General features: G+C 71.7%; 20 protein-coding genes. 6 read left to right on the top strand and 14 right to left on the bottom strand.

Annotated features, from left to right (window positions below; genetic code table 11):
• Positions 1-97: 97 nt before the first annotated feature.
• From ABT085_RS06140 to ABT085_RS06105, 8 genes are all read right to left on the bottom strand, one after another.
• On the bottom strand, positions 98-1,423 hold the full coding sequence (locus ABT085_RS06140; RefSeq protein ID WP_351602672.1) for an aminotransferase-like domain-containing protein: 1,326 nt from the start codon (positions 1,421-1,423) through the stop codon (positions 98-100).
• Positions 1,424-1,449: 26 nt separating this feature from the next.
• On the bottom strand, positions 1,450-2,736 hold the full coding sequence (locus ABT085_RS06135; protein WP_351602670.1) for an ATP-grasp domain-containing protein: 1,287 nt from the start codon (positions 2,734-2,736) through the stop codon (positions 1,450-1,452).
• A gap of 30 nt (positions 2,737-2,766) precedes the next feature.
• On the bottom strand, positions 2,767-3,723 hold the full coding sequence (locus tag ABT085_RS06130; protein WP_351602668.1) for a transketolase family protein: 957 nt from the start codon (positions 3,721-3,723) through the stop codon (positions 2,767-2,769).
• A complete protein-coding gene (locus ABT085_RS06125; protein WP_351602666.1) occupies positions 3,720-4,562 on the bottom strand; it encodes a transketolase in 843 nt (280 codons plus the stop codon). The genes ABT085_RS06130 and ABT085_RS06125 overlap by 4 nt, the downstream gene beginning before the upstream one ends.
• Positions 4,559-5,854, bottom strand: a complete 1,296-nt coding sequence (locus ABT085_RS06120) for a DegT/DnrJ/EryC1/StrS family aminotransferase (protein WP_351602664.1) — start codon at positions 5,852-5,854, stop codon at positions 4,559-4,561. Before ABT085_RS06120 ends, ABT085_RS06125 begins: the two co-directional genes overlap by 4 nt.
• A gap of 43 nt (positions 5,855-5,897) precedes the next feature.
• A complete protein-coding gene (locus tag ABT085_RS06115) occupies positions 5,898-6,950 on the bottom strand; it encodes a BtrH N-terminal domain-containing protein (RefSeq protein ID WP_351602662.1) in 1,053 nt (350 codons plus the stop codon).
• Position 6,951: 1 nt separating this feature from the next.
• Positions 6,952-7,521, bottom strand: coding sequence for a beta-sandwich domain-containing protein (locus ABT085_RS06110; RefSeq protein ID WP_351602660.1), 570 nt, complete (start codon positions 7,519-7,521; stop codon positions 6,952-6,954).
• A 134-nt stretch (positions 7,522-7,655) separates the two neighbouring features.
• Positions 7,656-8,387, bottom strand: coding sequence for a sulfotransferase-like domain-containing protein (locus ABT085_RS06105; protein ID WP_351602658.1), 732 nt, complete (start codon positions 8,385-8,387; stop codon positions 7,656-7,658).
• Between the two features lie 248 nt (positions 8,388-8,635).
• Here ABT085_RS06105 and lysX point away from each other — a divergent pair, with 248 nt between their 5' ends.
• The 5 genes from lysX to ABT085_RS06080 are packed head-to-tail and all read left to right on the top strand — an operon-like array spanning position 8,636 to position 17,002.
• On the top strand, positions 8,636-9,514 hold the full coding sequence (gene lysX, locus ABT085_RS06100) for a lysine biosynthesis protein LysX (RefSeq protein WP_351602656.1): 879 nt from the start codon (positions 8,636-8,638) through the stop codon (positions 9,512-9,514).
• On the top strand, positions 9,511-10,635 hold the full coding sequence (locus ABT085_RS06095; protein ID WP_351602654.1) for a M20/M25/M40 family metallo-hydrolase: 1,125 nt from the start codon (positions 9,511-9,513) through the stop codon (positions 10,633-10,635). Before lysX ends, ABT085_RS06095 begins: the two co-directional genes overlap by 4 nt.
• A gap of 5 nt (positions 10,636-10,640) precedes the next feature.
• Positions 10,641-14,738, top strand: coding sequence for a non-ribosomal peptide synthetase (locus ABT085_RS06090; protein ID WP_351602674.1), 4,098 nt, complete (start codon positions 10,641-10,643; stop codon positions 14,736-14,738).
• A gap of 10 nt (positions 14,739-14,748) precedes the next feature.
• A complete protein-coding gene (locus ABT085_RS06085) occupies positions 14,749-15,903 on the top strand; it encodes an acyl-CoA dehydrogenase family protein (protein ID WP_351602652.1) in 1,155 nt (384 codons plus the stop codon).
• A 1-nt stretch (position 15,904) separates the two neighbouring features.
• On the top strand, positions 15,905-17,002 hold the full coding sequence (locus ABT085_RS06080; protein ID WP_351602650.1) for an acyl-CoA dehydrogenase family protein: 1,098 nt from the start codon (positions 15,905-15,907) through the stop codon (positions 17,000-17,002).
• A 103-nt stretch (positions 17,003-17,105) separates the two neighbouring features.
• Here ABT085_RS06080 and ABT085_RS06075 read toward each other — a convergent pair whose 3' ends face one another.
• From ABT085_RS06075 to ABT085_RS06060, 4 genes are all read right to left on the bottom strand, one after another.
• A complete protein-coding gene (locus ABT085_RS06075) occupies positions 17,106-17,819 on the bottom strand; it encodes a response regulator (RefSeq protein WP_351602648.1) in 714 nt (237 codons plus the stop codon).
• A gap of 145 nt (positions 17,820-17,964) precedes the next feature.
• A complete protein-coding gene (locus ABT085_RS06070; RefSeq protein ID WP_351602646.1) occupies positions 17,965-18,144 on the bottom strand; it encodes a hypothetical protein in 180 nt (59 codons plus the stop codon).
• A gap of 126 nt (positions 18,145-18,270) precedes the next feature.
• Positions 18,271-21,303 carry an AfsR/SARP family transcriptional regulator gene (locus tag ABT085_RS06065; RefSeq protein WP_351602644.1) on the bottom strand — a complete coding sequence of 1,011 codons (3,033 nt, stop codon included), beginning with the start codon at positions 21,301-21,303 and terminating at the stop codon, positions 18,271-18,273.
• 152 nt (positions 21,304-21,455) lie between these two features.
• Positions 21,456-22,406 (bottom strand): ATP-grasp domain-containing protein, encoded by a 951-nt coding sequence (locus tag ABT085_RS06060; protein ID WP_351602642.1) that lies wholly within the window; start codon positions 22,404-22,406, stop codon positions 21,456-21,458.
• A 539-nt stretch (positions 22,407-22,945) separates the two neighbouring features.
• Between ABT085_RS06060 and ABT085_RS06055 the strand changes: the two genes are divergently transcribed.
• Positions 22,946-23,494: a DUF1062 domain-containing protein gene (locus ABT085_RS06055; RefSeq protein WP_351602640.1), complete on the top strand. Its 549-nt coding sequence runs from the start codon at positions 22,946-22,948 to the stop codon at positions 23,492-23,494.
• Between the two features lie 105 nt (positions 23,495-23,599).
• Here ABT085_RS06055 and ABT085_RS06050 read toward each other — a convergent pair whose 3' ends face one another.
• Positions 23,600-25,093 (bottom strand): cellulose binding domain-containing protein, encoded by a 1,494-nt coding sequence (locus tag ABT085_RS06050; RefSeq protein WP_351602638.1) that lies wholly within the window; start codon positions 25,091-25,093, stop codon positions 23,600-23,602.
• Positions 25,094-25,398: 305 nt separating this feature from the next.
• The gene (locus tag ABT085_RS06045; RefSeq protein ID WP_351602636.1) at positions 25,399-26,733 is read right to left on the bottom strand and encodes a radical SAM protein; all 1,335 of its coding nucleotides are present in this window, start codon (positions 26,731-26,733) and stop codon (positions 25,399-25,401) included.
• Positions 26,734-26,826 lie beyond the last annotated feature (93 nt).

The following is a 26,826-nucleotide window of genomic DNA, read 5'->3' as shown; positions in this document are numbered from 1 at the left end:
GCCTTCGCCTTGTCTACCGATTCCTGCAAGGCGGCCATCAAGCCGAGTGAACCGTTCAGTGCACGCGGTGTGCCGGGCCGTTACCGGTCCGGCACGGTCAGGCCGTACGGTCGCGGACGAGGGCGGCGAGGCGCGCGAGACCCTCCTCGATCCGTTCGGGGGTGAGCACGCTGAAGGAGAGGCGGATCTGGTGCGTGCCTCCCCCGTCGGGATAGAAGTAGCGCATCGGGGTCCACAGCACCCCGAACCGGCTTGCCGAGTACTCCAGCATCTCGGCGTCGGCCTCGAAGGGCAGGGTGACCACCGCGAACATGCCGCCGCCCGGGATGTTCCAGGTCGTCCGGGGAGCCGAGCCGTCCGCCGGGGCGGGGAAGTGCCTGTCCAGGCCGTCCAGGACCGCGGCGAGGTTGCGGCGGTAGATCTCCGTCTCGCGCTGGGTGGCGCGGGTCATGCTGCAGTCGTTCGCCAGCAGCTTCCCGCCGATGACGGCCTGGGAGATGGTGGACGTGTTCAGCGTCAGCATGCTCTTGAGCTTGGCGAGCTGGTCGGCCAGCAGCGGTCCCTCGCCGGGGCCGGCGCCCTCGACCGCCTGGTCGGCGACCACGTAGCCCACGCGGGCGCCCGGGAAGGCCGTCTTGGCGAAGGAGCCCACGTACACGACGCGTTGTGCGGTGTCGAGGGACTTCAGCGAGGGCAGGCGTCGGCCGTCGGCGTTGAACAGGGAGTACGGGTTGTCCTCGATGACGAGGATGTCCTCCCGTTCCGCCACCTCCAGGAGCCGCCGGCGATCGGCGAGGCTCATGCTGAGCCCGCTGGGGTTGGCGAAGTCCGGCACCACGTAGCAGGCGCGCGGCCGCAGTCCCCGCTGCCGGGCCCGGCCTATCTGAACCACCAGGTCCTCGACGTCGATGCCGCCGGTGCCCTCCGCGACGGGGAGCACCGGCATGTCCATCAGACGGGCCGCCCCGAGGAAGCCCACATAGGTCGGTGCCGGAGCCAGGATCACGTCCTCGCCGCCCGTGCGCAGGGCGCGCAGCAGCAGGATCATCGCCTCCTGGCAGCCGGTGGTGACCACGACGGACTCGGGGACCGCGCTCACCCCCTCGTCGACGGCGAGGTGGCGCACCAGGAGGTCCGTGAGCAGTCCCTTGGTGTGCCCGTACTGGAAGAGCACCGTCCGTACCTGGTCGGGGTCGAGGCCGCGCTCGACTTCGAGGTACTTGCGGAACCGCTCCAGGTAGTCGTGGATCTGCAACGGGTCGTAGAACTCCTCGTAGGGCCGTCCGGCCGAGAAGGACACGGCCTGCGGGAACCGCCCGGCGGTTTCGTTGAGGAGTGTCATGGAACTCATCACCGGGTCGGACAGGGAGCCGTGCAGATCATCCAGTTGCAGCGTTGCGCCACCGGCGCTGCCTGTGATCATGGATACGCCTTTCCGTGTGGTGCGGGTCAGATGTGCGAGGTCCGCCGGGGGACGGTCTCCAGGGCGTACGAGGCGGCGAGGCGCCGGATGTCCCGCTCGACCTCCGCCGTGCTCGCGCCGGAGAACGCGAACTTGCCTGCGGTGGGGAAGACGGAGATGTCGCCGTTGAGCGGCTGGCCGATGCCGGGGATGTCGGAGAGCACCACCGAGTCGGGGCAGGTGTCGAGGCCCCGGATCCGCCTGACCACGCAGGGTTCGCTCTCCGGCAGTGCGGAGTAGAGCCAGCCGGAGGCGCCGACGCCCTCGTGGTCGAGGATGCTGCCGACGGCCCCGACCTCGGAGGGCAGGCCCATGCAGGCGAGGACGGACTCGCGGACCAGGTCCACGCCGTAGACCGCGCGGATGGAGTCGCTGATGTAGGCGCCGCCGAAGCGGTTGCCGACCTCGAGGAAGACAAGCTCGTCGTCGGTGGTGAGGAACAGTTCCAGATGGAAGGTGCTGGTGTGCAGCCGCAGCGACTTCAGCACGAGTGCGGTGAAGTCGGTGATCCGTGCGAGCGTGGAGGCGTCGTCGAAGGTGACGCCCGACAGATGCTGTCCGTCGTTCTGGAAGTTGAGGCAGTCGCCGATGTACCGGGAGGCGCTGATGAAACGGATCTCGCCGTCCCGTACCACGCCGTCGACATGGCACACCTGGCCGTCGACGAACTCCTCCACCTCGTGGTCGTCGGGGATGCCGTGGGCCCGGGCGTGGGCGAGGAACTCCGCTCCGTCCTGGAACACCGAGATGCCGAAACTGCCCGCCTGGCGCTGGGGCTTGAGGACGAGCCGGCCCGGCACCGCGTCCGCGATCTTCTCCAGGTCGGCGTACGGCGTGCTCGCGTCCACCGCCCAGAACGCGGGCACGCGGATGCCGCCGCCGCGCATGGCCTCCTTCATGCGGACCTTGTCACGGCAGAGCAGCGCCGTCTCGGTGTCGACCCCGGGCACCCCGAAGTGGTCGCGCAGCCGCGCCGCGGGCAGCGTGACGTGTTCGTACATGGCGACGACGGCGGTCGGCGGGCCCAGTTCCGCGGCGAACTCGTCGACCAGGCGGATCATCTGGTCGAGGACCTGGTCGTAGGTGTCGAACTCCAGGGTGTGGGGCACGTCGAGGACGCCGATGCGGGCGAACCGCTGCCGCGCGGCGTGCGACATGCGCTCGGCGACATGCCGGTGCACCAGCAGGGACACCTGGTGTCCGCCGAACTCGATCGAGTCGATGTGCTGTTCGGCGAAGCCGATATGGACTACGTGGCTGCGCGTGGTGTCCACGGCGCTCGCCTCCTTAGCGGGATCCGGGTGTCACGAATGGGAGCTGATCAGGTCGGTGCGGCCGCGGTCGAGGGCGGTACGGACCGTCCGCACCACCCGCTCCGCGGTGAGGCCGTAGTGCTCGACGAGGTGTTCCTGGTTGCCGACCGTGTCGACGAACCGGTCCGGCATGCCGAGTCGCAGCACCGTCCTGGGCACCGACTCCGCCAGTGCCTCGGCCACCGCGCCGCCGAGACCGCCGCCGCGCCAGTGCTCCTCCAGCGTCACCACGAGCGAGGCCGGCCGGGCCGCGGCCACCAGCGTCCGGGTGTCGAGCGGCCGCAGGGTGTGCATGTTCAGCACGGTCGCCTCGACGCCCTGTCCGGCCAGCAGGTCCGCGGCGGCGAGGCAGGCGAGCACGGGGTAGGGACCGCAGCTCGCGAGCACCACGTCGCCGCCCTGCCGCAGCGTCTGCGCCGTCCCGATGACCGGTGGCGGGGCCGCGGGCAGCTCCGGCGTCGGCTTGCGGCCGAGCCGGACGTAGAGCGGTCCCGGCAGGTCCAGGCTCTGCTCGACGAACGCCTCCGTGGCGGCGGCGTCGGCGGGCACCACCACGGTCATTCCGGGCAGGACCCGCATCACGGCGAGATCCTCCAGGGCCTGGTGCGTCGGGCCGAGGTGGCCCGCGGCGAGACCGCCGTGGGTGGCCATGATGCGGACCGGCAGCCGGTTGTAGGCGATGTCGATCTTGATCGCTTCCAGGGCCCGGGACGTGGCGAAGGCGGCCATCGTGTTGACGAACGGGATCCGCCCGCACGCCGCCATCCCGGCGGCGATGCCCATCAGGTTGTGCTCGGCGATACCGAGGTTGAGGTACTGCTCGCCGGCCGCCTCAGCGTACTCGGCGCCGAACAGGCCGGTGTCGGAGTCCAGGCACATCAGCTCGGGGTGCCGCCGCAGCAGCGGCAGCAGACGGTCCCGGTACGCCTCCCGGGTCGCGCGGCTCATCGGGCCACCTCGCCGTCCCGCAGGGCGCGCACCGCCCGCGCGTGGTTGCGCGGTGACAGGGTCACGTAGTGGCTGGCGCTGCGGCCGGCCAGGAACGGCAGGCCGTGGCCCTTGACCGTGCGGGCGATCAGCACGCTCGGCCTGCCCGGTTCCCACGGCGCGGCGCCCAGTTGCTCCGCCAGCAGGTCCGGGTCGTGGCCGTCCACCTCACGGACCGCCCAGCCGAAACTGCGCCAGCGGTCGGCCAGCGGCTCCATCGGCGCGATGCCGTCGGTGGGGCCGGTCAGCTGGAGTCCGTTGCGGTCCACCACCGCGACCAGCCGGTCGAGGCGCTGCGACGCGGCCGCGATGGCCGCCTCCCACACCGAGCCCTCCTGGAGTTCGCCGTCGCCGAGCAGCACGAAGGTGCGTGCGTCCCGCCCGGCGTACCGGGCGGCCAGCGCGAACCCGCAGCCCAGCGCGAGTCCGTGGCCGAGCGATCCGGTCGGCAGCTCCACACCGGGCACCGCACGCACCGGATGGCCCATCAGTCTGCTGCCGGGGCGGCCGTATCCGGCGAGTTCCCCGACCGGGAAGAAGCCCCGTTCGGCCAGCGTCGCGTAGAGACCGACGGCGGCGTGGCCCTTGCTGAGCAGGAAGCGGTCGCGATCCGGGTCGTCCGGCCGCAGCGGGTCCACGTTCAGCACCGAGAAGTACAGCGCGGCGAGCACGTCGGCGCAGGAGAAGGCACCGCCGAGGTGGCCGCCCTCGGGCCCCGCGCACATGTCGACGACATGGGCGCGGATCCGGGCGGCGACCGTGTCCAGGGCGTCCCGTTCCAGGACGGGGGTGACGGTCATGAGGCCGCCTTCGCCAGGGTGGCCACCATGTCCCTGTCCGCCCACACCTTCTCGAAGGCGTCCGCGTACATGCCGAGCAGTTCGCCCGCCCCCGGGTGGAGGTGACGCTTCTGGATGGTCAGGGAGTCGGCGATGACCGCGCGGGTCACCGGGTAGCCGGCGCCCGCGACCGTGCCGCGGGCGCCGGTCACGGACCACGGGTAGCCCGAACCGAAGCCGACGCGGTCCACGAACACCTTCTGGTCGGGCAGCGGCATGAGCTGGTACTGCGACATCGGCACGCCCTCGGCGCGCAGCAGCCGCCGCAGGGCCCCGCGCAGCGCCTCCGGCCGCACCCCGTCCAGGCCGAACGCGGCCGGGTCGAACCGGAACCGCAGGATGTGCCAGGCGTGGGTGGTGTCCGGCAGCGCGGTCGGCACCTGGAGGCCGGGCAGCTGCGCGAGCCGTGCGAGGAACTCGGTGACGTTGTGCTGCCGGGCGCGCTCGTAGCCGTCGTACCGGGCGAGCTGCGCGTTGGTGAACGCGGCCTGGAGGGCGTTCATCTTGTAGTTCCAGCCCAGGCCGTAGGACACGTAGTCGCGCTCGCGGCCGGCCTCGATCACCTCGCCGAACTGCCTGCCGCAGCGCATCGCCTCGGCCAGTTCGGCGTCGCGGGTCACCAGCAGGCCGCCCTCGCCGCAGGTCGGTATGTTCTTGCTGACCTGGAGGCTGAAGGCACCCGCGTCGCCGATCCCGCCGACCGGGCGGCCACGGTGGGTGGCCCCGGGCGCCTGGGCGGCGTCCTCGATCACCGCGAGGCCGTACTTGCGGGCGATCGCGGTGATCCGGTCCATGTCGGCGGGCGCGCCGTGCAGGTGCACGGGGATGATCGCCTTGGTCCGGGGGGTGATCCGGCGCTCCACGTCGTCCGGGTCGATGTTGAAGGTGACCGGGTCGATGTCGGCGAAGACCGGGACGGCCATCTGGTGCACCGGTGCGAGGCCGGTCGCGATGAAGCTGAGGGCGGGCACGATCACCTCGTCCCCCGGTCCGACGTCGAGCGCGGCCAGGGCCAGGGCCAGGGCCGCGGTGCCGTTGGACACCGCGACGCAGTGCTCGAAACCGAACCGGCGGGCCCAGTTCTGTTCCAGGTCGGACACCGGATTGACGCCGTCGGTGTCGGACACCAGCCGTGCGCCGTCGAGCGCGTCGAGGACGGCCTTGCGGTCCTCCTCCTCGACCAACGGCCACTGCACTCGGCGCCGGTCCCTCGGCACGGCCGCCGTGCCGCCGAACGCTGCCAGCTTGCTCATCACTCTCCACTCCACAGGGCCACAGTGGTCGGTATGTGCGCGGTCACAGCCGGGCCGCCGCCGCGCCGACGGCGGCGACCGCGCGCACGTACGCGCCGCGCAGGGTCGTCGCGTGGTGCGCGATGTCGGACGCGGCCGCGCCCGGGTCCTCCAGTCCGTGCGCACCGGTGAACCGCAGTCCGGTCCACGCGTGTGCGACGGCCTCGACCGCGCGTCCGGCTCCGGCGAGCGCCGGGTCGTCCCATTCGCGGCCGCAGCGGCGCAGCAGCTCACCGTGGAGCGAGGCCTGCGCCTGCATGGCCCAGCCGAACGGGTAGAGCTCGCGCAGCACGTCGGCGTCCCCGGCCCGGCACCGCTCCAGCAGTTCCGCGGCGAACGCGTCGTATCCGGCGAGCCCGGTCCGGGCGGGGCCGGCCGTGGTGAAGCCGTCGACGTCGATGCGCAGGTAACCGCCGAGCAGTTCGGGCGTCAGTGGCGCCGCCGGGGCGTCGAGGCGGACGTCGAGGCAGCGCCGGCCGATCCGCGAGTCGCTGAAGAACGCGTCCTGGACGTCGGTCGGGTTGGCCGAACCCCAGCTCAGCAGGAACTTCTCGATCGGGACGGCGCCGCGGAACGCGGGCGGCATCGCGTCGGAGACGTGGACCACCCCGCGGGTCTCGTCGAGGCCGTAGATCACCACCAGATGGGCGGCGTGCACGTCTCCGTACGCGGGCCGGAACGGCAGGTGGTAGTTGTCCACGGCCGCGATGACCAGACGGTCGTCGGCCAGCGCCTCCCGCACCTCCCGCCAGACGTCGTTCTCGTCGGCGGGCTGCCACCAGCGCGCGTGCAGTTCGTGGTGGGGTGCCAGCGCGGCACCGAGGTCGGTGCCGCCGGATGCGTCGGCGGGGCACGGGTAGTAGAACTCCTCGGACCTGACGTCGCCCGGCAGGTGCAGGAACCGCCACCCCGCGCCGAGCACGGCCAGCGGGTCGGCCCCCTCCCGGAGCAGGACCGAACCGAACGTGGACTGCAGGCAGCTGACGAGGTCGCGGTACCACCACTCGGGTTCGGGTCCGGTGATCATGTAGGTACGTGTCGTCGTGTCGACGGTCATGTCAGGTCTCCGTCCGCTGGAGGGTGACGGCGAAGACATGCACCGCGACATTGCGGGGCAGCAGGATGCCGGTGAGGCCGGCCCGCCGGGTGACCGGCACGCGCTGCGCCCACATCACCGCCGGAACACCGCGTTGCACATGGTGCGGGTAGTGCATGACGAGGCTCTCGAACGCCTTGACCTCGCCGAACCACGCGGGTGCCGCCCAGAAGTCGGAGACCCGCAGCGGTTCCGTGTCGACGGAGCCGTCGGCGAAGCTCAGCTCCACGGTGTCCTCGCAGCGCCGTTCGGACGCCGCCAGGACGTGGATCCAGTCGTAGCGGCCCTCGGGGACCCGGATGAACTGTCCGGAGCAGCGGATGTTGTCCGGTCCGTCGCAGACCGGAGGGAACTCGAAGGGGACGCCGTCCACGTGGACGAGGCTCCCGCCCGCGGGCAGGTATTCGGCCGCGAAAGAGTTTCTCCATACATTGAACGCGCCCGCCCTGGTCTCCGTCGCCGCGGAGATGGCCGTGTTGTTGCGATGACCGGAAACGTCGACCGGTTCGTAAACTGCTGTTCTGACACTCACTGAAACACCGCCTTACATTCCGTACGTAGCCCGGTCGTTCACAGTTTTCGTCCGCACCGTAACCACCCTGAATACCCGGATCGCCGTCATGTGCACTCGCCGGGTAAGCATGGTGACTATTCCGCTCCGAGCGGTCACGGCCGGAGCGCGACGGCGCGCAGCTTCTCGTAGTACGGCTGGTGGTGGTCGCGGTGGGCGCGCAGCACCGGGTCCGCCATGACCGCCTCGGCCTTTCCGCCGCCGCTCCGGGTGAAGCCGGCGGTCTCGCTGGTCGACCTGTGCCATCTGCCGGTCGACCGCCACTCCGAGCGCATGCCCGGCTGCCAGCTCAGCGCGTCCGGCAGGAACGGGATGCCGACGGCCGCGCAGTACGCCCGTACGGTGTCGGACGGCCGGTCCAGCAGGTCGTCGGAGTCGATCACGACCGGCGTGGTGCCGGTGGCGGCCTGCACGGCGGCGAAGATCTCGTACAGCCGGGCGAAGCCGATCTCGTCGCGGCCGAGGTCCGGGTTGAGCGCATGGTGCGAGGCGATGGCCTCGGCCGGGTCGCGGATGATGAAGGTGTGTGTCGCGACCGAGAGGAAGTCCTCGTCGGCCAGGAGCTCCGGGTAGTGGAAGTCCGTGGTGTCCTTGAAGAACACCGGCCCCTGCGTCGCGATGGCACGCAGCGCCGCGAGCACGTCCTGCTCGTCGCGCGCGACCCGGTCGCCGACCTCCACCTCACCGAAGTCGACCACTCGGGAGAACGGTTCGTGCACGACGGCGCGGTCGCCCCGCTCCGTCATCATCCGTGCGAACGCGGTGGAGCGGCAGCGCGGCGCACTCCACAGGGCGAGCACCGGGATCCGCTCCGATTCGTGTCCCACAATTCCCCCTCTTCTCTGACGGCGGTGAACTATTGCGGAAGGTATTCGAATCCGTTCAAGAGTGGCACGGCGACCGCCGCCGACAGGTAATCAGAATTCGCAGCCCCGGCGGGAGGAGCCAACACGGCGAGCACCCGTGAATAAACTTCCCGCGGACGTCCGCGAGCTCGCTCCGCCCATAGTTTCCTTTCTGTACGGAAGGCCGGTCATGCCGTCCTACCAACCACTGGTTCTCATACGGAGGTCACGTGTCAGCGACACCGGAGCGCCCAGGTGACCGCAGGATGGCGGTGCTCGCCAGCAGGGTCGGCGCGGACGAGAAAAGGCTGTTCGACGCGTTCGACCGGCGAGGTGTCCCCTTCGACCATGTCGACACGCGCCGGCAGTGGTTCCTGGCCGGCCGGCCCGAGCGGCCCTGGAGTCTCGCGCTGAACCGGGAGATCGGCCAGGTCCGCGCCGCGTACGCGGCACGCTGCCTCGCCGCCGCGGGGGTCGACGTGGTCAACAGCGCGCACGCGACCGAGGTGTGCGGCGACAAATGGCTCACCACCACGGCCCTGGAGGCCGCCGGGATACCGACCCCCCGCACCGCTCTCGCCCTCACCGCGCAGGCCGCGCTGGCCGCCCTGGACTCCATCGGCTACCCGGCGGTGATCAAACCGCTGGTCGGCTCATGGGGCCGGCTGGTGGTCCGGCTGCCCGACCGCGCCGGTGCGGAAGGGGTGCTGGAGTACGCCGCCGCGCTGCCCGGCCCGCAGTCGCACCTCGTGTACGTGCAGGAGCTGATCGAGAAACCCGACCGGGACATCAGGGTGATCGTGGTCGGCGGTCAGGTGCTGGGCGCCGTCTACCGGACCGGCGAGACCCTGCGCACCAATGTGGCCCTCGGCGGGCAGACCCGGCCGTGCGAGGTGACCCCGGAGATCGACAAGCTCTCCCTGGCCGCGGCCGCCGCCGTCGGCGCCGACATCGCCGGTGTCGATCTGATCGAGGACCGCGACGGCCGGCTGCTGGTCCTGGAGGTCAATCACCGGGTCGAGTTCTCCGGCTTCCAGTCCGCGCTCGCCGACCGGGTCGACGTCGCGGACCACATCGTCGACCACCTACTGGAACGAGCGCAACGATGAACTGGGCGTTCACTTCTTCCGGCACCGTCACCGAGACGTACGCCGCCGGACTGCTGCGCGAGATGCTGGAGATCCCCTCCTCCTCCTACCAGGAACACCAGCTGGCCGACTACCTGGCCGAGGCGATGACCGACCTCGGCTTCCGGGCGCACATCGACGGCGTCGGCAACGTGATCGGCGTGATCGAACGCGGTCCCGGTCCGACCCTGATGCTCCTCGGGCACATGGACACCGTCTCGGGCCAGTTCCCGGTCCGCTCCGAGGACGGCAGGCTCTACGGCCGCGGCGCGGTGGACGCCAAGGGACCGCTCGCGGCGATGATCTGTGCCGCGGCCGGCGCGGTGGACTTCCCCGGCCGGATCGTGGTGGTCGGCGTCGTCGAGGAGGAGACCCCGCGCTCGCGTGGCGCGATGGCGATCCGCGCCACCCACGCCCGGCCGGACGCGCTGATCATCGGCGAACCCAGCGGCTGGTCGAGCGTGGTGCTCGGCTACAAGGGCAAGCTGGACCTGCGCTACACCGTCAAGTGTCCCGCAACCCACCCGAGCAACCCGGTGCCCAAGGCGTCCGAACTGGCCGTCGCCTGCTGGGACGCGCTGGTCGAACTGCTCGGGCCGGACGCGAGCCACGGTGTGTTCGACCGGCCCGGTGCGACCCTGTGCCGGCTCAACGGCGACCTGACCAGCGCGACGGCGGACCTCAGCATCCGCATCCCCCCGGGATTCGACGTCGACGAGCTGGTGAACGGGCTGCGTGACCGGCTCCCGGCCGGCCACCTCGACGTGCTGAACTCGGTGGCGGCCTGCCGGGTCGGCCGGGCCGACCCGGTGGTGCGCGCGCTGGTGTCCGGCATCCGGCAACTGCACGCCAGGCCGCGCCTCGTGGTGAAGACGGCCACCTCGGACATGAACACCCTCGCCGAGGTCTGGGACATCCCGATGGCGACCTACGGGCCGGGCGACAGCAGCCTCGACCACGCCGACGACGAGCACATCGTGCTCTCCGACTACCTGCGCGGCATCGACGTACTGGCCACTGCCATCTCCGAGTTGGCCCACCTGCCCGTGCGCTCGGACGCCCGTACCGGCGACGCGCCGCAGCCCGTGAGGAGCATCAGGTGACCGACATGACCCGGCGCCTCGCCGCGCTGCCCGCACCGCGCCGCGAGCGGTTCCTCGCCCGGCTGCGGGAACACGCTCAGGCCGTGGCGAGGCGCGGCCCCACGGCACGCGGCACCACCGGACCTGCGCCGCTGACGCCCGCCCAGCAGACCCTGCGGTTCCTCGACCGGGCGGCGCCGGACAGCCCCGACTCCGGTACGCCGCTGTGCCTGCGGCTGCGGGGCGCACTGGACCCGGACGCGCTGCGCTCGGCGCTGGCCGCGGTCGTGGCCAGGCACGAGGCGCTGCGGACCGCGGTCGTGCCGCGCGAGGGCACCGTGCTGCAGGTCGTCGCCACCGAGGTCCCGGTCGAACTGCCGGTGGTCGAGGTGGCGGGCGGCGACCACGAGCAGCGGCTGGCCGCCGCGCGGGCCCTGATCGCGGGCCGGGCCGCCGAACCGCTCGACCCGGCCCGCACGCCGATGTGGCGCGCGCTGCTGGTCGAGGTGGCGCCGGACGACCACCTGTTCCTGTTCCACGTACCCGCCGTCGTCTGCGACGCCCGCTCGCGCGAGGTGCTGCTGCGTGACCTCGCCGAGTTCTACCGGTCCTCGCACGACGGCGACGCACCCCGGCTGCCCGCCCTCGCGGTGCAGTACCCGGACCACGCGGTGTGGCAGCGCGACCGGCTCGGCGGCGCCGAGCTGGACGAACTCGCCGCGTACTGGCGGGAGAAGCTGGCCGGGGCCGAGGTGCTGGAGTTCCCGACCGACCGGCCGCGGGGCGAGACACGGACCTTCGCGGGCGACACGGTCTGTGCCACCGTCGGGCACGAGGCCCTGGAGCGGGCGGGGGAACTGGCCCGGCAGGAGGGCGTGAGCCCGTCCGACGTCCTCGTCGCCGCCTTCTTCACGCTGCTGCACCGCTACTCGGGCCTGGACGACCTGGTGATCGGCTCACCCGACGCGAACCGGCGGCACGACGCCGTGAACTCGGTGGTCGGCCTCTTCGCCGACCTGCGGGTGCTGCGCGCGGACGTCTCCGGCGACCCGACCTTCCGCGAGCTGGTCCGGCGGGTCGGGCGGGTCGCGGCCGAGGCGTCCGAGCGGGGCGGTCTGCCCTTCGACCAGCTGATCGACGCGGTGGATCCGGTCCTCGACCCCTCGCGCTCACCGCTCTTCCAGATCGTGTTCGGGGTCGAGAGCCCCGGTGCGCAGAGCCCGGGCACCACGACCGGCCTGCCCGGTGTCACCCTCTCGCACGAGGACGTCCCGACCGGCACCTCCCGGTTCGACATGAGCTGGAACCTGGTGGAGCCGGCGGCTCCCGGAGCCGACGCCCCCCTCGCCGTCGAGTTCGACACCGACCTGTTCGACGCCGGGAGCATCGCCCGGTTCGCCCGGCACTACGACGGGCTGCTGCACACCCTGACCGCCGCACCGGACGCCCCGCTGTCCACCGCCGAGGTACTGAGCGCGGCGGACCTGGAGTTCCTGGACGGGGCCGGCCAGGGCCCGGTGCGGCCGGTCCGCGAGTCGACGGTCGTGGCGGAGTTCGAGGCACGCGTCGCGGAGGCCCCCGACAGCGTGGCGGTCGTCGTCTCCGGCGTCGAGACCGGCTACGCCGAGCTCAACGCCCGGGCGAACCGGCTCGCCGCCCTGATGCGCGGACGCGGCGTCGGACCGGGCGACCGGGTCGGCCTGTGTCTGCGCAGGAACGTGGACGTGCCGACCGCGATCCTCGCGGTGCTCAAGACCGGCGCGGCCTATGTGCCGCTCGACCCGGCGCATCCCTCGGGGCGGGTCGCGGAGATCGCCGCCGACGCGGACGTACGGACGGTGATCGCGCACGCCGGGACCGGCCGGGCCCTGAGCGAGGTCGACGCGCCCGTCGTGACGCTGGACGACGTCCGCGAGGAACTGGCGGCGCTGCCCGGCCACAACCCCCCGCTCGCGGCGCGGCCCGACGACGTCGCGTACGTCATCTACACCTCCGGCAGCACCGGCAAGCCGAAGGGGGTGCTGCTGGAGCACCGGGGTGTGGTCAACTTCATCGACTCCACACGAGAGTTGTTCGACCTGACCGCGGCCGACCGGGTGCTCGGGTTCGCCTCGACGACCTTCGACGTCTCGGTGTTCGAGACGTTCTCGGCGCTGCTGACCGGCGCCCGGCTGTGCGTGGCGACCGACGACGAACGGCTGTCCGTCGAGCGGCTCCAGTCGCTGATGGAACAGGCCGGCGTCACCGTCATCGACCTGCCCCCTACCGTGATGCCGCTGCTGGCACCCGAGCGGTTCACCGAACTGCGGATCGCGTTCGTCGGCGGCGAGGCGTTCAGCGGCGAGCTGGTGAACCGGTGGAATCCGGGCAGGCGGCTGTTCAACGGCTACGGGCCGACCGAGTGCACGGTGACGATGATCGTGGAGGAGTGTCCGGGCAGCTGGGACGCCTCACCGCCGATCGGCCTGCCCATGGCCAACCATGTGGCGCACGTGCTCGACCGCGACCTGCGCCGGGTGCCCGTCGGGGTGCCGGGTGAACTGGTCATAGGCGGCGCCGGGCTGGCGCGCGGCTATCTCGACCGGGACGGTCTGACCGCGGAGAAGTTCATCGCCGACCCGTTCGGCACCGCGCCCGGCGGACGGCTGTACCGGACCGGGGACCTGGTGAAACGGCTGGCGGACGGACGGCTCGTCTTCCTCGGCCGGATCGACCAGCAGGTCAAGATCCGCGGACTGCGGATCGAACTGGGCGAGGTGGAGTCGGCGTTGACCGGCTTCGACGGCATCGGGCCGGTCAGCGTTCGCGCGTGGACCGACGACAACGGGGACAAGCACCTGGTCGGCCATCTGACCGGAGTCACCGAGCAGCAGGTGCCCGCGGTGCGTGCGCATCTGGGCACGCTCCTGCCGTCGTACATGATCCCGTCGTACTTCGTGGTCCTCGACGAGCTTCCGCTCACCAGCAGCGGCAAGGTCGACTGGCGCAGGCTGCCCGCACCGGACCTGAGCCGTACGGGCGAGGAGGCCGGCGACGAGACGCTCACCGCGACGGAACGCGCGCTGCTGCGCGATGTGCTCGCTCCTCTGCTGCACGACGACCGGATCGGTGTGCGCGACGACTTCTTCCTGGCCGGCGGCAACAGCCTCCAGGCCGTGCAGCTGATGTCGGCGATCAACCGCAGGTTCGGGGTGGAGATCGCACTCGGCGACTTCTTCGCCTCGCCCACCGTCGCCCATCTGGCCGCCACCGTCGACACCGTCCGCGCCGCACGCGGCGACGAGGCGGGCGATCCGCTCGGCGCGCTGGAGGGCCCGTCCGGGCGGAGGACCGCGCCGGACGGTGACCGGGCGCCGGTGGTGATGCGTGCGTCGGGTCCGGCCCAGGCGGTCCTGCTGCATCCCTCGGGCGGTGAGCTGTTCTGCTACATGCCGCTGGCCAGGGCGCTGCGCGAGGACGTCGGGGTGAGCGGTTTCGCCGCCGATCCGCGCGACGCCCTCGTCGCTCCGCAGGACGCGCTGGCGGCGACCGCCACCAGGATCGCGCACGCGCTGCTCGAAGCCGGACCGCCCTCGTCGTACTGCCTGGCCGGCTGGTCCTACGGCGGTGTGCTCGCCTTCGAGGTCGCCCGGCAGATCGAGCACAAGACCGGGCAGCAGCCGCCGTTGGTCCTGCTGGACGCCGCCTACGACGAGGACCGTGTCCCCCTCGACGAGGCGACGGTACGGCAGCGGTTCGTGCACGACGTCGCCAGGCTGACGGGACGCGACGGTCCCCGGGTGCGCGCGGTCCTCGACGACCCGGCCGTCGGTGCGGCCGACGTCAAGGAGTCACTGACCCGCCTCGGCGTCGAAACGGGGCTCACCGGGCAGGAGTTGGCCTCCCGCTTCGAGACCTTCCGGTCCTGCGCCCTGTCCATGCAGGCGTACCGCCCGCCGGGGCCGTACGGCGGACCGGTCACCCTGCTCACCGCCACGCCCCACCTCGCCATGGAGGAGCAGTGGCGGACGGTGTGCACGGGCCCGTTCCGGGCCGAGAACGTACCCGGCGACCACTACACCCTGTTCACGGAACCGGCGTTGAGCCGGGTCGTCGCGGCGATCGAAGAGTCGCTCGCCTCTTGAGGAGACGTCCATGCGGTTCGGATTCACCGAGGATCAACAACGGTTCCGGGCACAGGTGCGCGCGGCCCTGCGCTCCGCCGAGGTGCGTGCCGCGGCGGCGGAGGCCACCGGCGCCGACGGTGTCGAGCCGGACGCCCGTCCGCTCTACCGGCTGCTCGGCGGGCTGGGCCTGCTGGCCGTGCACTGGCCCGTCGAGTTCGGCGGACAGGGCCGCCCGCTGACCGACGCGGCGATCGTCGCCGAGGAGCTGGTGCGCGCGGGAGTGCCGGACACCTTCCACGTCAACACCATCCAGATCGTCGGCCAGTTCCTGCTGATGGCGGGCAGCCACGAGCAGAAGCGCCGGTATCTGCCCGCGCTGGCGCGCGGCGAGAGTTTCGCCTCGGTGCTCTACACCGAGCCGGACGCGGCCTCGGACCTCGGTGCGCTGCGGGCCGTGGCCGAACCCGACGGCGACGGCTACCGGATCACCGGCACGAAGGTGTTCAGTCTCAAGACGCGCTTCGTCGACCTGGGACTGTGCGCGGCCCGTACGACGCCCGGTGCCGGGAAGTACCAGGGAATCAGCCTGTTCCTGGTCGACATGGGCGCCCCCGGTGTGACGGTGTCGGTGATACCCGGCGTCGGCGACGAGCACTTCCACCGGGTGGACCTCGACTCGGTCCCGGTACCGGGCGAGGACCTCATCGGTCCGCGTGACGAGGGATGGCCGCTGCTCAACGAGGCACTGGCCATCGAACGCACCGGTCTCGACTACCACCTCAAGGCGGAGCACTGGCTCCGGGCCGCGCTGGACGCGCTGGCCGACGGCGACCCGGGCTCCGCGCACGACGACCGGCTGGAGCAGCTCGGCCGCTGGTACGGCGCGCTGACGGCCGACCACGTCCTGGCCTGGGAGGTCCTCACCGGCCTCGCGGCGGACCGGATCGACCAGGTCTCGACGGCCGTCGCCAAGTACCACAGCAGCGAACTCGCCCAGAGCATCGCGGTGTGGGCCACCGGCATCCCCAGCCCCGGGCAGCGGGCGAACCGCAGCAGGGCCGCTCTGACTCTGGACTCCGCCTACCGGGAGGCGCCGGGGCTGACCCTGTCGGCAGGTACCTCCGAGGTGATGCTCCAGATCACGGCCGCCGCGTTCGACTCCATCGAACAGGAGGAGCACTGACATGGACCTCACCCCCGATCCGCTCGTCGTCCGGCTGCGCCAGGCCCTGCGTACGGGACTGGCCGGCGTCCCCGCCCGGATGGAGCTGCACGGCGCACCGGTGACCGACGGGGCTCTCGGGCCCACCGGGCCGGTGCTCGACGAACTGGGCGTGTCCGACTTCGAACGGCCGGCCGCCGCGGGCGGCCTCGGCCTCGGCCTGACGGCCGGGGTACTGGTCAGCGAGGAGCTCGGCCGCGCGGCCCGCGGGAACTCCTACCGGGCCGACGCGACGGCGGCCGACCTGGGCGGCCCGGCCGGTGCGGCCCTGGCTGGCTGGGAGGCGCTGCCGGCCGGCAGCGGGGTCACCGCCGTCCCGCGAGCCGGTGGCTGGGAGCTGACCGGCACGGTCACGGTCGACGACGTGAGCGCGGGGACACTTCTGGTGGCGGCCAGGACGGGCGGCGAGCCGGTGGTCGTCGCGGTGGAGCGCACGGCGCCCGGCTGCACCGTCGAGAGCGGGTGCTGGCCGCCGGTCGTCCGGTTCGACGCCACACCGGTCGGCACGGCGGACGTGCTCGGGCCGCTGGACGGCTCGCCCGCCGGCCCGCTCGGCCGGGCGCGTCTGCGGCAGGCCGCCTACCTGCTGGGCATCGCCGACGGCGCGCATCGGACCGCGGTGGAATACACCGGCTTCCGGCGGCAGTTCGGCACCCGGCTGCGTGATCTGCCCGCGGTCTCGTTCCCGTTGGCGCGGGCCCTGGTGACGCTGCGCGCGACCAGGGCGGCGGTGTACCGGGGGGCCTGGTCGGTCGACTCGGAGCCGGACGCCGTGGGCACCGCGCCCCTCGCGGCGCTGGCGATGGCCGCCGAGACCGCGCGCGACGTGGTGCGGCTGAGCATGCAGAGCTGCGGGGTCCGCGCGATGACGGCGGAGCTGGACCTGCACCGGTACTTCCGGCTGGCCGCGGCCGAGTCCGTCCGGTACGGCGATCCCGCCGCGCTGTGGCGGACGGTCGGCGCCGGCCTCGTACGGACGGCGCGGCGCGCTGCGGCCGGCCCGGAACTTCCGGTCGCGGCGGCCGTCCGGCCCTGGGGGATCAACGGCCGCAGGGGATGAGCGGGCGTCGGGGACGAGCCTGCCGCAGGGGATGAGCGGGCGTCGGGGATGAGCCTGCCGCAGGGGATGAGCGGGCCGCAGGGGATGAGCGGGCCGTAGGGGATCAGCTGGCGCGCAGGCTCCCCGCCGACAGCATTCTCTCGTCGCCGAGGGGCCGGCCGGCCGAGTGTGTCAGGCCGGTCCGGTAGGCCAGGGACACGAGCTCGGCGCGGTCGCGGACGCCGAGCTTGGTGCGCACGCGGTAGAGGTGGGTACGGACCGTGGCCTCGCCGATGATCAGCTCGCGGGCCACCTCCTCGGTGGACATGCCGAGCGCGACCATTCTGGTCACTTCCCGCTCCCGCGGGGTCAGCTCGGTCATCTCCGGGCAGGTCGCGGCCTCCTGGGGCTCCGGCTGCGCGCGGAACCAGGTGACCAGGCGCTCCGCGATGCTGGGCGCGAGCATGGTCTGCCCGGCGGCTGCCGCCTGGATGGCCGTGATCAGCTCCTGCGGGCTCGCCTCCTTGCCGAGCAGACAGCTCGCGCCGGCGTGCAGCACGTCGCTCACCGTCTTGTCGGCGTCGGAGGCGGTGAACACGACGACGCTGGGCGGCTCGTCCTCCTTGCCGAGTCTGCGGATCAGCTCCAGACCGGAGATGGTCTGGAGGTCCAGATCCGTGACCACGACATCGGGCCGCATGGTGCGGACGAGGACGATGGCTTGCATGCCGTTGTGGGTGGTGCCGATCACTTCTATGTCCGGCACCGCGTCGAGGAGGGTCTTGAGACCGTCCGCGATCACGGGCAGCTGATCACAGATGAGCACCCGAATAGTCATGATTTCCCCCTGATGAGGATTAGGTAGAAGCCTCGCTGTCACGAACGGGATCGCGGCGCCCCGTTATCGCGAGGCTCGCCCCGGAGCAGTGACTCTTCCGGGTGGCTGGACCGGGGGCCGCAACCGGTGGCTGCGGCCCGCCCGGTCAGCCGTTGCCGTTGTTGTCCGTCCCGGACAGGGGCAGGTCCGCCGAGGAGACGAGGGCGAAGGCGACGGTGCGCTGCTGGGCCGGCGCCGGCGCGGCGGTGTCGGAGGAGGTCGCGAAACCCCCCACGAGCGCTCCGAGAGCGATGACGGAGGCGGCGGCGACAGGGGCGAAGCGCATGGGAGAACTCCTTTGGAGAGGAAGGCCGTTTCGACTCCACTGATGTTCGCGATCTGCCTTCCCGGCGCGTTCCCCTCCGGACACCCGCCCGATCCCCCTGCCCGCGAGCCGGGGGATCCGCGGGGTTCAGCGTGCGTTCTCCGGGACTTTCATGAGGGAGAAGAGGTTGTCCGCCGCGGAGCGGTGCTGCTGCGCCAGCCGCGCGTCCCCCTGGGCCTCGGCGGTACGGCCGAGGCCCCACAGCGCGCAGGCCTCCTCGTAGCGCAGCTCCATCCGGCAGGCGATCTCGTGGGCCAGCAACTGCTGCGCCTGCGCGGTCTCCAGGTCCCCCTGCGCGTAGCGCACCCGCCCCACCGAGAGGTGCACGGTGGCCCGGTGGATGTCGTCCGTGCTGCTGGTGGCCTTGGCGAGGGCGTGGTCGGCGCTGTCCGCCGCCTCGTCCAGCTCCCCCATCCGCGCCAGCACGTCGGCCCTGCGGGCGAGCACCAGCGGCAGCACCGAGGGCATGCTCATGCGCTGACATCGCTCCAGCGCCGCGTCGGCCCAGGCGAGCGCCTCCTCGAAGCGGCCGAGGCGCTCGATCGCCTGGGAGAGATTGCTCAGCGCGTCCACGGAGAGCTGGATCTCCTTGATCGAGTCGAAGATGGCCACCGCCCGCTCCGCCGACGCCGCCGCCTCGTCGAACAGCCCGAGCCGCACCTGGACCAGGCTGAGCGTGCTCAGCGAGGAGCCGTCCAGCCGGGTGAAGCCGAGCTCCTGGGCCCGTACGTTGGCCTCCTGGCACAGGTGCAGCGCGCGTTCCAGCTCCCCCATGCTGTTGCAGGCCTGTCCCAGCCGGGCCCGGCACTCCGCCTCGCTGTGCACGTCGTCCATCTGCCGGGACAGGTCCACGGCCTCCTCCAGCCGGACGACGGCCTCGCTCAACTGCCCCAGCCGCCACTTGCCCATGGCCAGATTCATCAGGTTCAGCCGGGTCAGCGAGCGGTCCCCGAGCTGCCGCGACGCGCTGACCCCCGTCTCCAGTGCCGCGTTCGCGCTGGCGTCGTAGGCGCGGATGCTGGAGTGGAAGCCCAGCTCGCGCGGCAGCCGCGCGGCATGCCACAGCAGCCCCTCGTGGTACGCGGCGTCCACCGCCGCCAGCAGGCTCTCGCGGTGCTGGTCGAGCCACTGGAGCGCCTTGTCCTTGTGATCGAACTGGGCGTGCCCGTGGCCCTGTTCGCCGGCGTCCTTGAAGGTCCGCCGCCCGGGGAACAGGGTGTCGCAGGCGTGTTCCGCCGCGATCAGGTAGTGGTCCATCAGCCGCCGTACCGCCTGCGCGTCCTCCGGCGCCTTCTGGCTCTGCGCGACCCGCTGGACGAAACTGCGCACCAGGTCGTGCAGCGCGTACACACCCGGCTCCCTGGCCTCCAGCAGCCGTACGTCCACCAGTTCTTCGAGCACGTCCTCGGCCGTCAGCACATCGGTGTCCAGCAGTGCGGCGGCCTCCTCGGCGTCCAGATAGCGTCCGGGGTGGCGCCCCAGCAGCCGGAAGGCCGTGCGCTGTTCGTGCGGCATGGACTGGTACGACAGCAGCAGGGCACCCGCAACTCCCCGCCCCTCGCTGGTGAGTTCGTCCAGGCGCCGGTCGTGGTCCCGCAGGCGCTCGACGAGCCGCTGGACCGTCCACTGCGGGCGGTTCGCCAGCCGGGCCGCGGCGATGCGGACCGCCAACGGCAGCCCGCCGCACAGGCGCAGCAGTTCACGGGCGGCGACCGGCTCTCTCTCGACGCGTTCGGCACCGAGGGTGTTGCGCAGGATCTGGTGGCTCTCCGGCTCCGGAAGGGCGCCCAGGGAGATCCATTCGGCTCCGTCCAGTCCGGTCAGCCGCGGGCGGCTGGTGATCAGGACCAGGCTGTCGGACGAGGCGGGGATCAGCTCCCGCACCTGCTCCGACGCGGCGGCGTTGTCCAGCACCAGAAGCATGCGACGGCCCCGCATGTACGACTGCCACCGCGCGGCGCGTCCCGCCGGCACCGTGGGCAGCTCCTCGCTGGGGACACCGGCGGCGGCGAGCAGGTCCCCCTGTGCCTGGAACGCGCTGAGCGGCGTCTGCCCCGGTGTGAAGCCGTGCAGGTCGATGAAGAGACTGCCGTCCGGATACTGCTCGGCCAGCTGGTGGGCGGCGCGGATGGCCAGTGCCGTCTTGCCGCCGCCGCCCATGCCGTCCAGGGCCAGGACCGTCGGCGCCCCCTCCTGGGCCTTCCCGGCCGCGTCGCAGACCCACTCCAGCTCCGCGCTGCGGCCGGAGAAGTCCGGCACGTCGAACGGCAGCGCGTGCGGAACCTCCGCCGTCCGACGCGGGGCACGGGACACCACCGCGCGTTCCGGGCGGGCGAGGGACGGGTCCTGGCGCAGGATGCGCTCGTGCAGTCCGGTCAGCTCCGCGCCGGGGTCGATGCCCAGTTCGTCCGCAAGGTGTTCCCGGGTACGGGCGAACTCGTCCAGTGCGGCCGCCTGTTGGCCGGAGTGGTAGAGGGCGAGCATCAGCCGGGCGCGCAGCGTCTCGCGCAGCGGATGCTCGTCGACGAGGACCCGCAGCTCACCCGTGATCTCGGCGGCCTCGCCCGCGTCGATGGACAGGTCGTAGAGCTGCTCGGCGGCGGTCAGCCGCTGCTCCTCCAGAGCCGTCGAGGCGGCGTCGACCACCCGGCCGCCGGAACCGGACAGCACCGGCCCGCGCCACAGGGCCAGCGCCTCCCGCAGCCGGGCCGCGGCCCGATCGGGCTCCGCCGCCTCCAGCGCCACCCTGGCCTGCCGCAACAGCCCCTGGTAGCACAGCAGATCGAGTTGATCCGGTTCGACGTCCGCGCGATATCCGGGTCCGTCGGTGACGATGATGTCGGGGCCGTGGGGGATGCGGCTGCGCAGTTTGGCGACCGTCTTGCGCACCTGGTGCTCGGCGCTGTCCGGCGGTTCGTCGTTCCACGCGGCCGCCACCAGACGGGAGACGGGCACGACGCGCCCCGCCTCCAGGAGCAGCATCACGAGAACGCGCCGTTGCAGCGCCCCGTTGACCGAAATGAGTTCGCGGCCGCAACGGACTTCCAGAGATCCCAGAACGGCGAATTCCGGTCTGGGACCTGTGTCGCCTTCAATGTGATCCGATGTCGCGGCCCGCACCTTATCCTCCCCCGTCAGCGATGAGATGGGACACACGCCCCCAGAGGGTAGATCATCGCGCTGAGCACACGCACCAGGCATGTCGGCTCCGCGACCCCGTCCCTCCGTGCCTTCGCCTCGTGCAGAAGGAAAACACAACTACCCTGCGCACGTCACCGGGCAACCGGCCGGATATCGGCCACGAGATCCTGCCGTGCCTTGGCGACGCGTTCGCGGGTGACTTCCGGTGTACTGCCCTCCACGACCACATAGGCGCGCCGGGTGCGCGGATCGCCGACCGGCACTGTCCGGTCGCCGGCCGTGTAGGGGAAGCGGGCTCCGCGGACCCAGGGGGTCACGGCGATGTCCTCCGTGCCGGTGTACGTCTCCAGCCGCCCCTCGGGCAGCAGGAAGAAGCCGGTCTCCGCGTACTGGAAGGCTCTCGGCACGACCGGGGGGCTGCCCAGCAGACCCGTGAAGACCGCCGCCTCCAGGTCGAATCCCCGCGCGATCTCGACGAGCAGGGGGATGCGGTCGCCGCCCAGGTGCGCGCGGCAGGACACGATCCGCGGCCCGTAGGGCAGCAGCGCCACCTCCGTGTGGGCCGGGCCGAAGCGGTATCCGCTCGCCGTCAGCCTCTCCTCGACCACCTCCGAGATGAACTTCTGTTCGTCGTCGGTCAGGGGCGCCGGGTGGAGCCAGCCGGTCACGAGGAAGTCCGGTGGGCCCGTGGTGCGTTGGGCCGTCATTCCCACGACGTGATGGATCCCGTCGACGGTCAGCGTCTCGACGCCGACCCGGGGAGCCCCGGCGGGGACCTGTCCTTCCCCGTCGCCGGACCGGAGCCGTTCGTACACCGCCGGGGGGTTCATGGACAGCCCCAGCCGCCATGCCTCCCGGACCACCGGCAGGACGGAACTGCCGTGTCCGCAGTGCAGCACGGCGTCGATGCGGTTGCGCCGCGCGGTCCGCGCGATGGTCTCGCGCAGCGCGGTCTCGTCGGAGAAGTCGGTGAGCAGCAGTTCCTCGGAGGCCTCTTCGAGGCGCGGCGCGAAGTCGGCCTCCAACTGCGACGGATCCCATACCGACCAGATACGGAACCCCCGCTCGGCTCCCTTTCTCACGAGTTGGTGACTGGGCATCACCATGAGCAGTCTGGACTGCGAGCTCCTAGGGGCGTATGCGCACATACACGTCACTGTGCAGTGCGGTCTTCCCTCCCCGGTCCCCTTCTCTTCCCCCCGGTGGGCGGCCTCCGCCGTCAGCGGCGGCCCGGCGCCCCGGCCGCGGGTAAGCGGGATGCGCAGCCGCGCGGCCCGGAGGTCGACGCCGTGCGTACCGCCGGCTGATCCCTGCGCGGACGCGCGGAGGGCGGGGCTGTCCGTAGCTTCGTCGTACCCACCGGTGCGGCCGGCGCAATTCGCCCCGATATCACCGGTGATGACACACCGGCCGATATACAGAACCTGGCGGTGAGATGTCCGAAAAACAGTGGAGCAGTGTAGTCGTGAATCACTACCATGCTGGCGAACCCAGCCGTCTAGTCAGGGACATGCCGTTGTACACCTCGTGAGACCTCCCAAGCGCTAATTCGTCGCGCGTCACGCATTTGTGCCGCGCTGCTTTTTGCTGCGAGCTTCTCACTGAAATCAGGTGTACTTCTGTGCTCGAAAACTGGGTAGTCGAACCTGTCCGCCTGCCGCTCATTCGCCGTCGCTGCCATGTGTGCGCGTCCGACAGTTTCCGCACGAGCGGCAAATTCCGCGTCAACGCGAACCATAAACTCATAGACGTCTGGCTCCTCGCGCTGTGCACCGGATGCGGGGAGACCACGAAGCTCACGGTCATGGAGCGGATGAACGTGCGCTCCGTACGACCCGAGCTGCTGGACCGGCTGCACGACAACGACCCCTCCCTGGCGGCGGAACTGCTCCAGGACCCGGTCGTGCGGCGCCGCAACCACGTCTCCCTCGACTGGGACGACGCCTGGCGCCTGGACACCGGCGGATCGGATCACCTGGACCGCGAGGTGATCGACGTCTCGGTCCGCTTCGCGGCGCGGATACCCGTCCGGCCGGTGCGGCTGATCGCCGAGGGCTGCGGTCTGTCACGGGCCGAGGTCGAGAGACTGATCACGGACGGCAGACTCGTCTCGGCGGTCCGGCTGAGCGGCAGGCTCTCCGGCGACTTCACCTTCACGCTCAAGCGCTGAGACCTTGCCGGAACCAGGGTCTGTGCGGCGGGATCCGCCGGACGGACCCTGGGGGCCGGTGAACGAACTCTTGTCGTGCCGGGCCCCGTTGAGGGAGCCCGGCGGTCAGGACCGGGCGCAGTCCTGACCGTTGAGGGTGAAGCCGTACGGCGCCGAGTTGGTGCCCTGCCAGGTGCCGAGGAAGCCGAAGGCGAGGGTGCCGTTCGCGGCGACGGACTTGTTGTAGTCGGCCGCGGTCGCGGTGACGCGGGAGCCGCTCTGGGCGACGCTCGCGTCCCACATCTGGCCGACCCGCTGGCCGTCGCGGAAGGACCAGGCGACCTGCCAGGTGTCGAGGGCCCGCACGGTGGTGACGGTGACCCTGGCCTGGAAGCCGTCGCTCCATTCGCTGTCGAGGTCGTACTTGACGTGGCAGACGGGCGCGCCGGTCTGCGCGGAGGCCGACGGGTGATCCGCGGCGGCCGCGGTGGTGGAGGCGGTGCCCTGGGGTTCGGGGTCGGGGTCGTCGTGGCTGGGTGTGGCCGACGCGCTGTCGGCGGTGGGCCGCGGGGCCTCGTGGGTGACCGGCGCGGACCGGGTGGCGGTGCCGGACGGCACGGGAGGGTGAAGGTCGGCCACCGGCTGGCGGTCGTCGCCGACGGCGGCGGTGTCGGCGCCGTCGTCACCGAAGGGCATCATCGACACGGCGAGGGCGAGCATCGAGACCAGGACCGCGGTGACGAGGAGTCCGTTGCGCACGGCGCGCGCCTTGTGGGTGCCGCCCTGGGTCTGGTCGCCGTCCGCGTCCTTGTCCTCGGGCGGGGGCGTGCCGAGCCGCACCTCGACGGCGCGGCGGCGGCGCTCCAGGTAGGCGAGGCCGCCCCAGCCGATCACGCCGCCGGCGAGGGCGGCGGGCAGTCCGCCGCCCTGGAGTCGCAGACAGGCCGCGGCCTCGGCGCACTCCACGCAGGTCGCGAGATGCCGGGACAGGTCCTCGGGGGTGTCGGCGACGGGCGAGCGGGTGACCGCGTCCAGCAGCCGGCGATAGCTGCGGCACTCCCCGTCGAGCGGTGTGTCGAGGTGGTTGCGGTGGCAGCGGTCCCGGAACAGGCCGCGCACCTGGTCGAGTTCCTCGCCGGCGGCGGCCGGGTCGAGGCCGAGCCTGCGGGCCACCGCCCGCAGCGGCATCGCCTCGACCTCGGCGAGCCACAGCAGTGCCGCGTCCGGTTCCTGCATGTCGCGCAGGCCGCGCAGCGCGATGGGTCGGTGCAGGGGCGGGCCGGTGTAGCGGGCGGCCTTGTCCGAGTTGAGCCACAGGCGCAGGTCGGGGTCGAGCCGGTGTCCCTGGCCCGCGGCCTCCCAGGCGGCCGCCGTGGTGCGTACGGCGGTCAGCAGCAGGGGGATCCTGGGCAGCCCGGAGGGGCGCCGGCCGGCGCCGCGCCGACCGTTCGTCTCGGCCTCGCGGGCCTCGCGTATGCCGAGTGCGAAGGCGTCCCTGGCCAGTTGCTGGGCGGCCGCGGAACCGGCCGTGCACAGATCGGCGTAGGAAAGCACCGCGTCCCAGCATTCCGAGAACAGTGCGGCCTCGGCGGCGTCCCGAGGGGTCGGCAGGTCGGGCATGGTTCTCCTGCATCCAGGATCGAGGTCAACTCGCCGTATCCGGCGAAGGAGTTGGGGGGTACCTCGCGGCAGGGCCCGACCCTTTCACGTCTCTGTCACAACTGACAAGCGCCGTTTTCAGATGTCATGGCGTGACGGTCGCGCGGGCGGCAGGCCTGACACGAAAGCCCCCTCGGCTCCGCCCTACTGTACGGACTGCGACGGCACTTGTACTCACCGCGTGCATCACGCGTCACACCGCCGCGGTCCCGTCCGCCCCGTCCGCCTGGTTCGCGGCCCCGCTCACACCTCGTTCACGGTCCCGCTCACGCCTTGTCCAGGGTCTCCTTCGCCGTGTCGTTCGCCGGGAGGCTGTCCATGAAGGAGCTCACGGAGAAGACGGCGTTGCCGGGGCCGGGCGGGCCGTATCCGGGCGGGGAGGAGAGGCCGAAGTCGTCCATCGTGGCCCGGTAGGCCTCCAGGAGCCGGATGTGGTACTCCAGCGGGGCGCCCTGCGGGTTGGCCTTGCCGAGCGGGGTCGTGGGCTCGGGGCACCAGGTGGTGAAGCGGGGCGTGATGCCGTGCGACATGAAGAAGCGCAGGCCCTCGGTGGTGGAGGCGATGGCCTCGTCGACGGTCTTGAACCCGAACGGCTCGGCCATCTCCACACCGGCCACGAAGTTGGGGATCACGTTGCGGGCGCCGAAGATCTCGGCCGAGTCCAGGATCCGCTTGTGCCACTCGTCCCGGCCGACGTACCGCTCCTTGCCCGGGCAGTACATCTTGAACAGGTACTCGTCCCACACCTCGTAGTTGGGGTGGTAGATCTGCACGCCGTAGTCCTTGAACCGCTGGACGTCGTCCTTGGGCAGGGCCTGGGCGACGACCTTGCCGATCCAGCGGCCGGGGAAGCGCTCCTCGATGGCCTTGGCGTAGTGGCCGTAGAAGTCGGCCTCGTCGCGGCCGGAGACCGTCTTGGTGATCGCTCCGCCGGTCAGCGTGTAGGCGGTGGAGGTCTTCGCGGTGTCGTACCGGTCGATGATCTCCAGCGCCTCCAGCACCTCCTCCACGTCCTTGACGCCCGTGTACGGCCGCCCGGCGGCCTTGTGCTGGCGCCAGTTGTGGTTGATGTCGCAGTACTGGCACTCCTCCTTGGCGCCGAAGTACTGGCAGACCCGGAAGACGGTCAGGTAGATCAGGTAACCCCACTGGATGGTGGGGGCCACCTCCATGACGGACTTCCCGTTGGAGAGCGTGTGCCGGTAGTACTCGGGCATGGGCGGCACGCCGACGTCGGCGATCCGCCGGCCGTCGAGGTAGAGCCCGAGCAGGCCCTCCGCGTCGGCGGCGACACGGTAGGGCGAGGACGGGTTCACACGCACCGAGACGACCGTCCGGCGCAGGTCGTAGGGCCCTCCGGTGAGGATGATCTCCTCCGGCGGGCGCCTGAGCGCGGCCTCGCCGAGCTCGGGCAGGGTGCCGTGGTCGAAGGAGAAGATGAAGTACGACTTCGGCTTGACCTCACCGGCCTCGTTGTCGCTCAGGGCCGACGGGTCGAAGGCCACGCCGCCCCGGAGCAGGTCCTCCTTGAAGACCGCCTCCCGCGGCACATGCGGAAAGCGCTCCATCAGATCCTCGACCAGCGCGGTACGGCTGCCCATCCCGACTTCTCCTCCGCCTCGGGTGTACGACTCCTCACGGTATGCCCATGGTCCCGCGCGGGTGCGGGCGGGGCCTCCGCGTGGCGCAGGACG

Source organism: Streptomyces sp. NPDC002265 (assembly GCF_040296125.1).
In the GTDB taxonomy this organism is placed as follows: Bacteria; Actinomycetota; Actinomycetes; order Streptomycetales; family Streptomycetaceae; genus Streptomyces.
Note: the sequence above shows the minus strand (reverse complement) of the source record. Positions and strands in the feature narration are given on the sequence as shown.

Coding starts and splice junctions, on each gene's coding strand:
- ABT085_RS06070 (WP_351602646.1), bottom strand. CDS start 18,144: ATGCGCTTCGCCCCTGTCGCCGCCGCCTCCGTCATCGCTCTCGGAGCG.
- ABT085_RS06125 (WP_351602666.1), bottom strand. CDS start 4,562: ATGACCGTCACCCCCGTCCTGGAACGGGACGCCCTGGACACGGTCGCC.
- ABT085_RS06130 (WP_351602668.1), bottom strand. CDS start 3,723: ATGAGCCGCGCGACCCGGGAGGCGTACCGGGACCGTCTGCTGCCGCTG.
- ABT085_RS06115 (WP_351602662.1), bottom strand. CDS start 6,950: ATGACCGTCGACACGACGACACGTACCTACATGATCACCGGACCCGAA.
- ABT085_RS06120 (WP_351602664.1), bottom strand. CDS start 5,854: ATGAGCAAGCTGGCAGCGTTCGGCGGCACGGCGGCCGTGCCGAGGGAC.
- ABT085_RS06090 (WP_351602674.1), top strand. CDS start 10,641: ATGACCCGGCGCCTCGCCGCGCTGCCCGCACCGCGCCGCGAGCGGTTC.
- ABT085_RS06095 (WP_351602654.1), top strand. CDS start 9,511: ATGAACTGGGCGTTCACTTCTTCCGGCACCGTCACCGAGACGTACGCC.
- ABT085_RS06075 (WP_351602648.1), bottom strand. CDS start 17,819: ATGACTATTCGGGTGCTCATCTGTGATCAGCTGCCCGTGATCGCGGAC.
- ABT085_RS06080 (WP_351602650.1), top strand. CDS start 15,905: ATGGACCTCACCCCCGATCCGCTCGTCGTCCGGCTGCGCCAGGCCCTG.
- ABT085_RS06085 (WP_351602652.1), top strand. CDS start 14,749: ATGCGGTTCGGATTCACCGAGGATCAACAACGGTTCCGGGCACAGGTG.
- ABT085_RS06045 (WP_351602636.1), bottom strand. CDS start 26,733: ATGGGCAGCCGTACCGCGCTGGTCGAGGATCTGATGGAGCGCTTTCCG.
- ABT085_RS06050 (WP_351602638.1), bottom strand. CDS start 25,093: ATGCCCGACCTGCCGACCCCTCGGGACGCCGCCGAGGCCGCACTGTTC.
- ABT085_RS06140 (WP_351602672.1), bottom strand. CDS start 1,423: ATGATCACAGGCAGCGCCGGTGGCGCAACGCTGCAACTGGATGATCTG.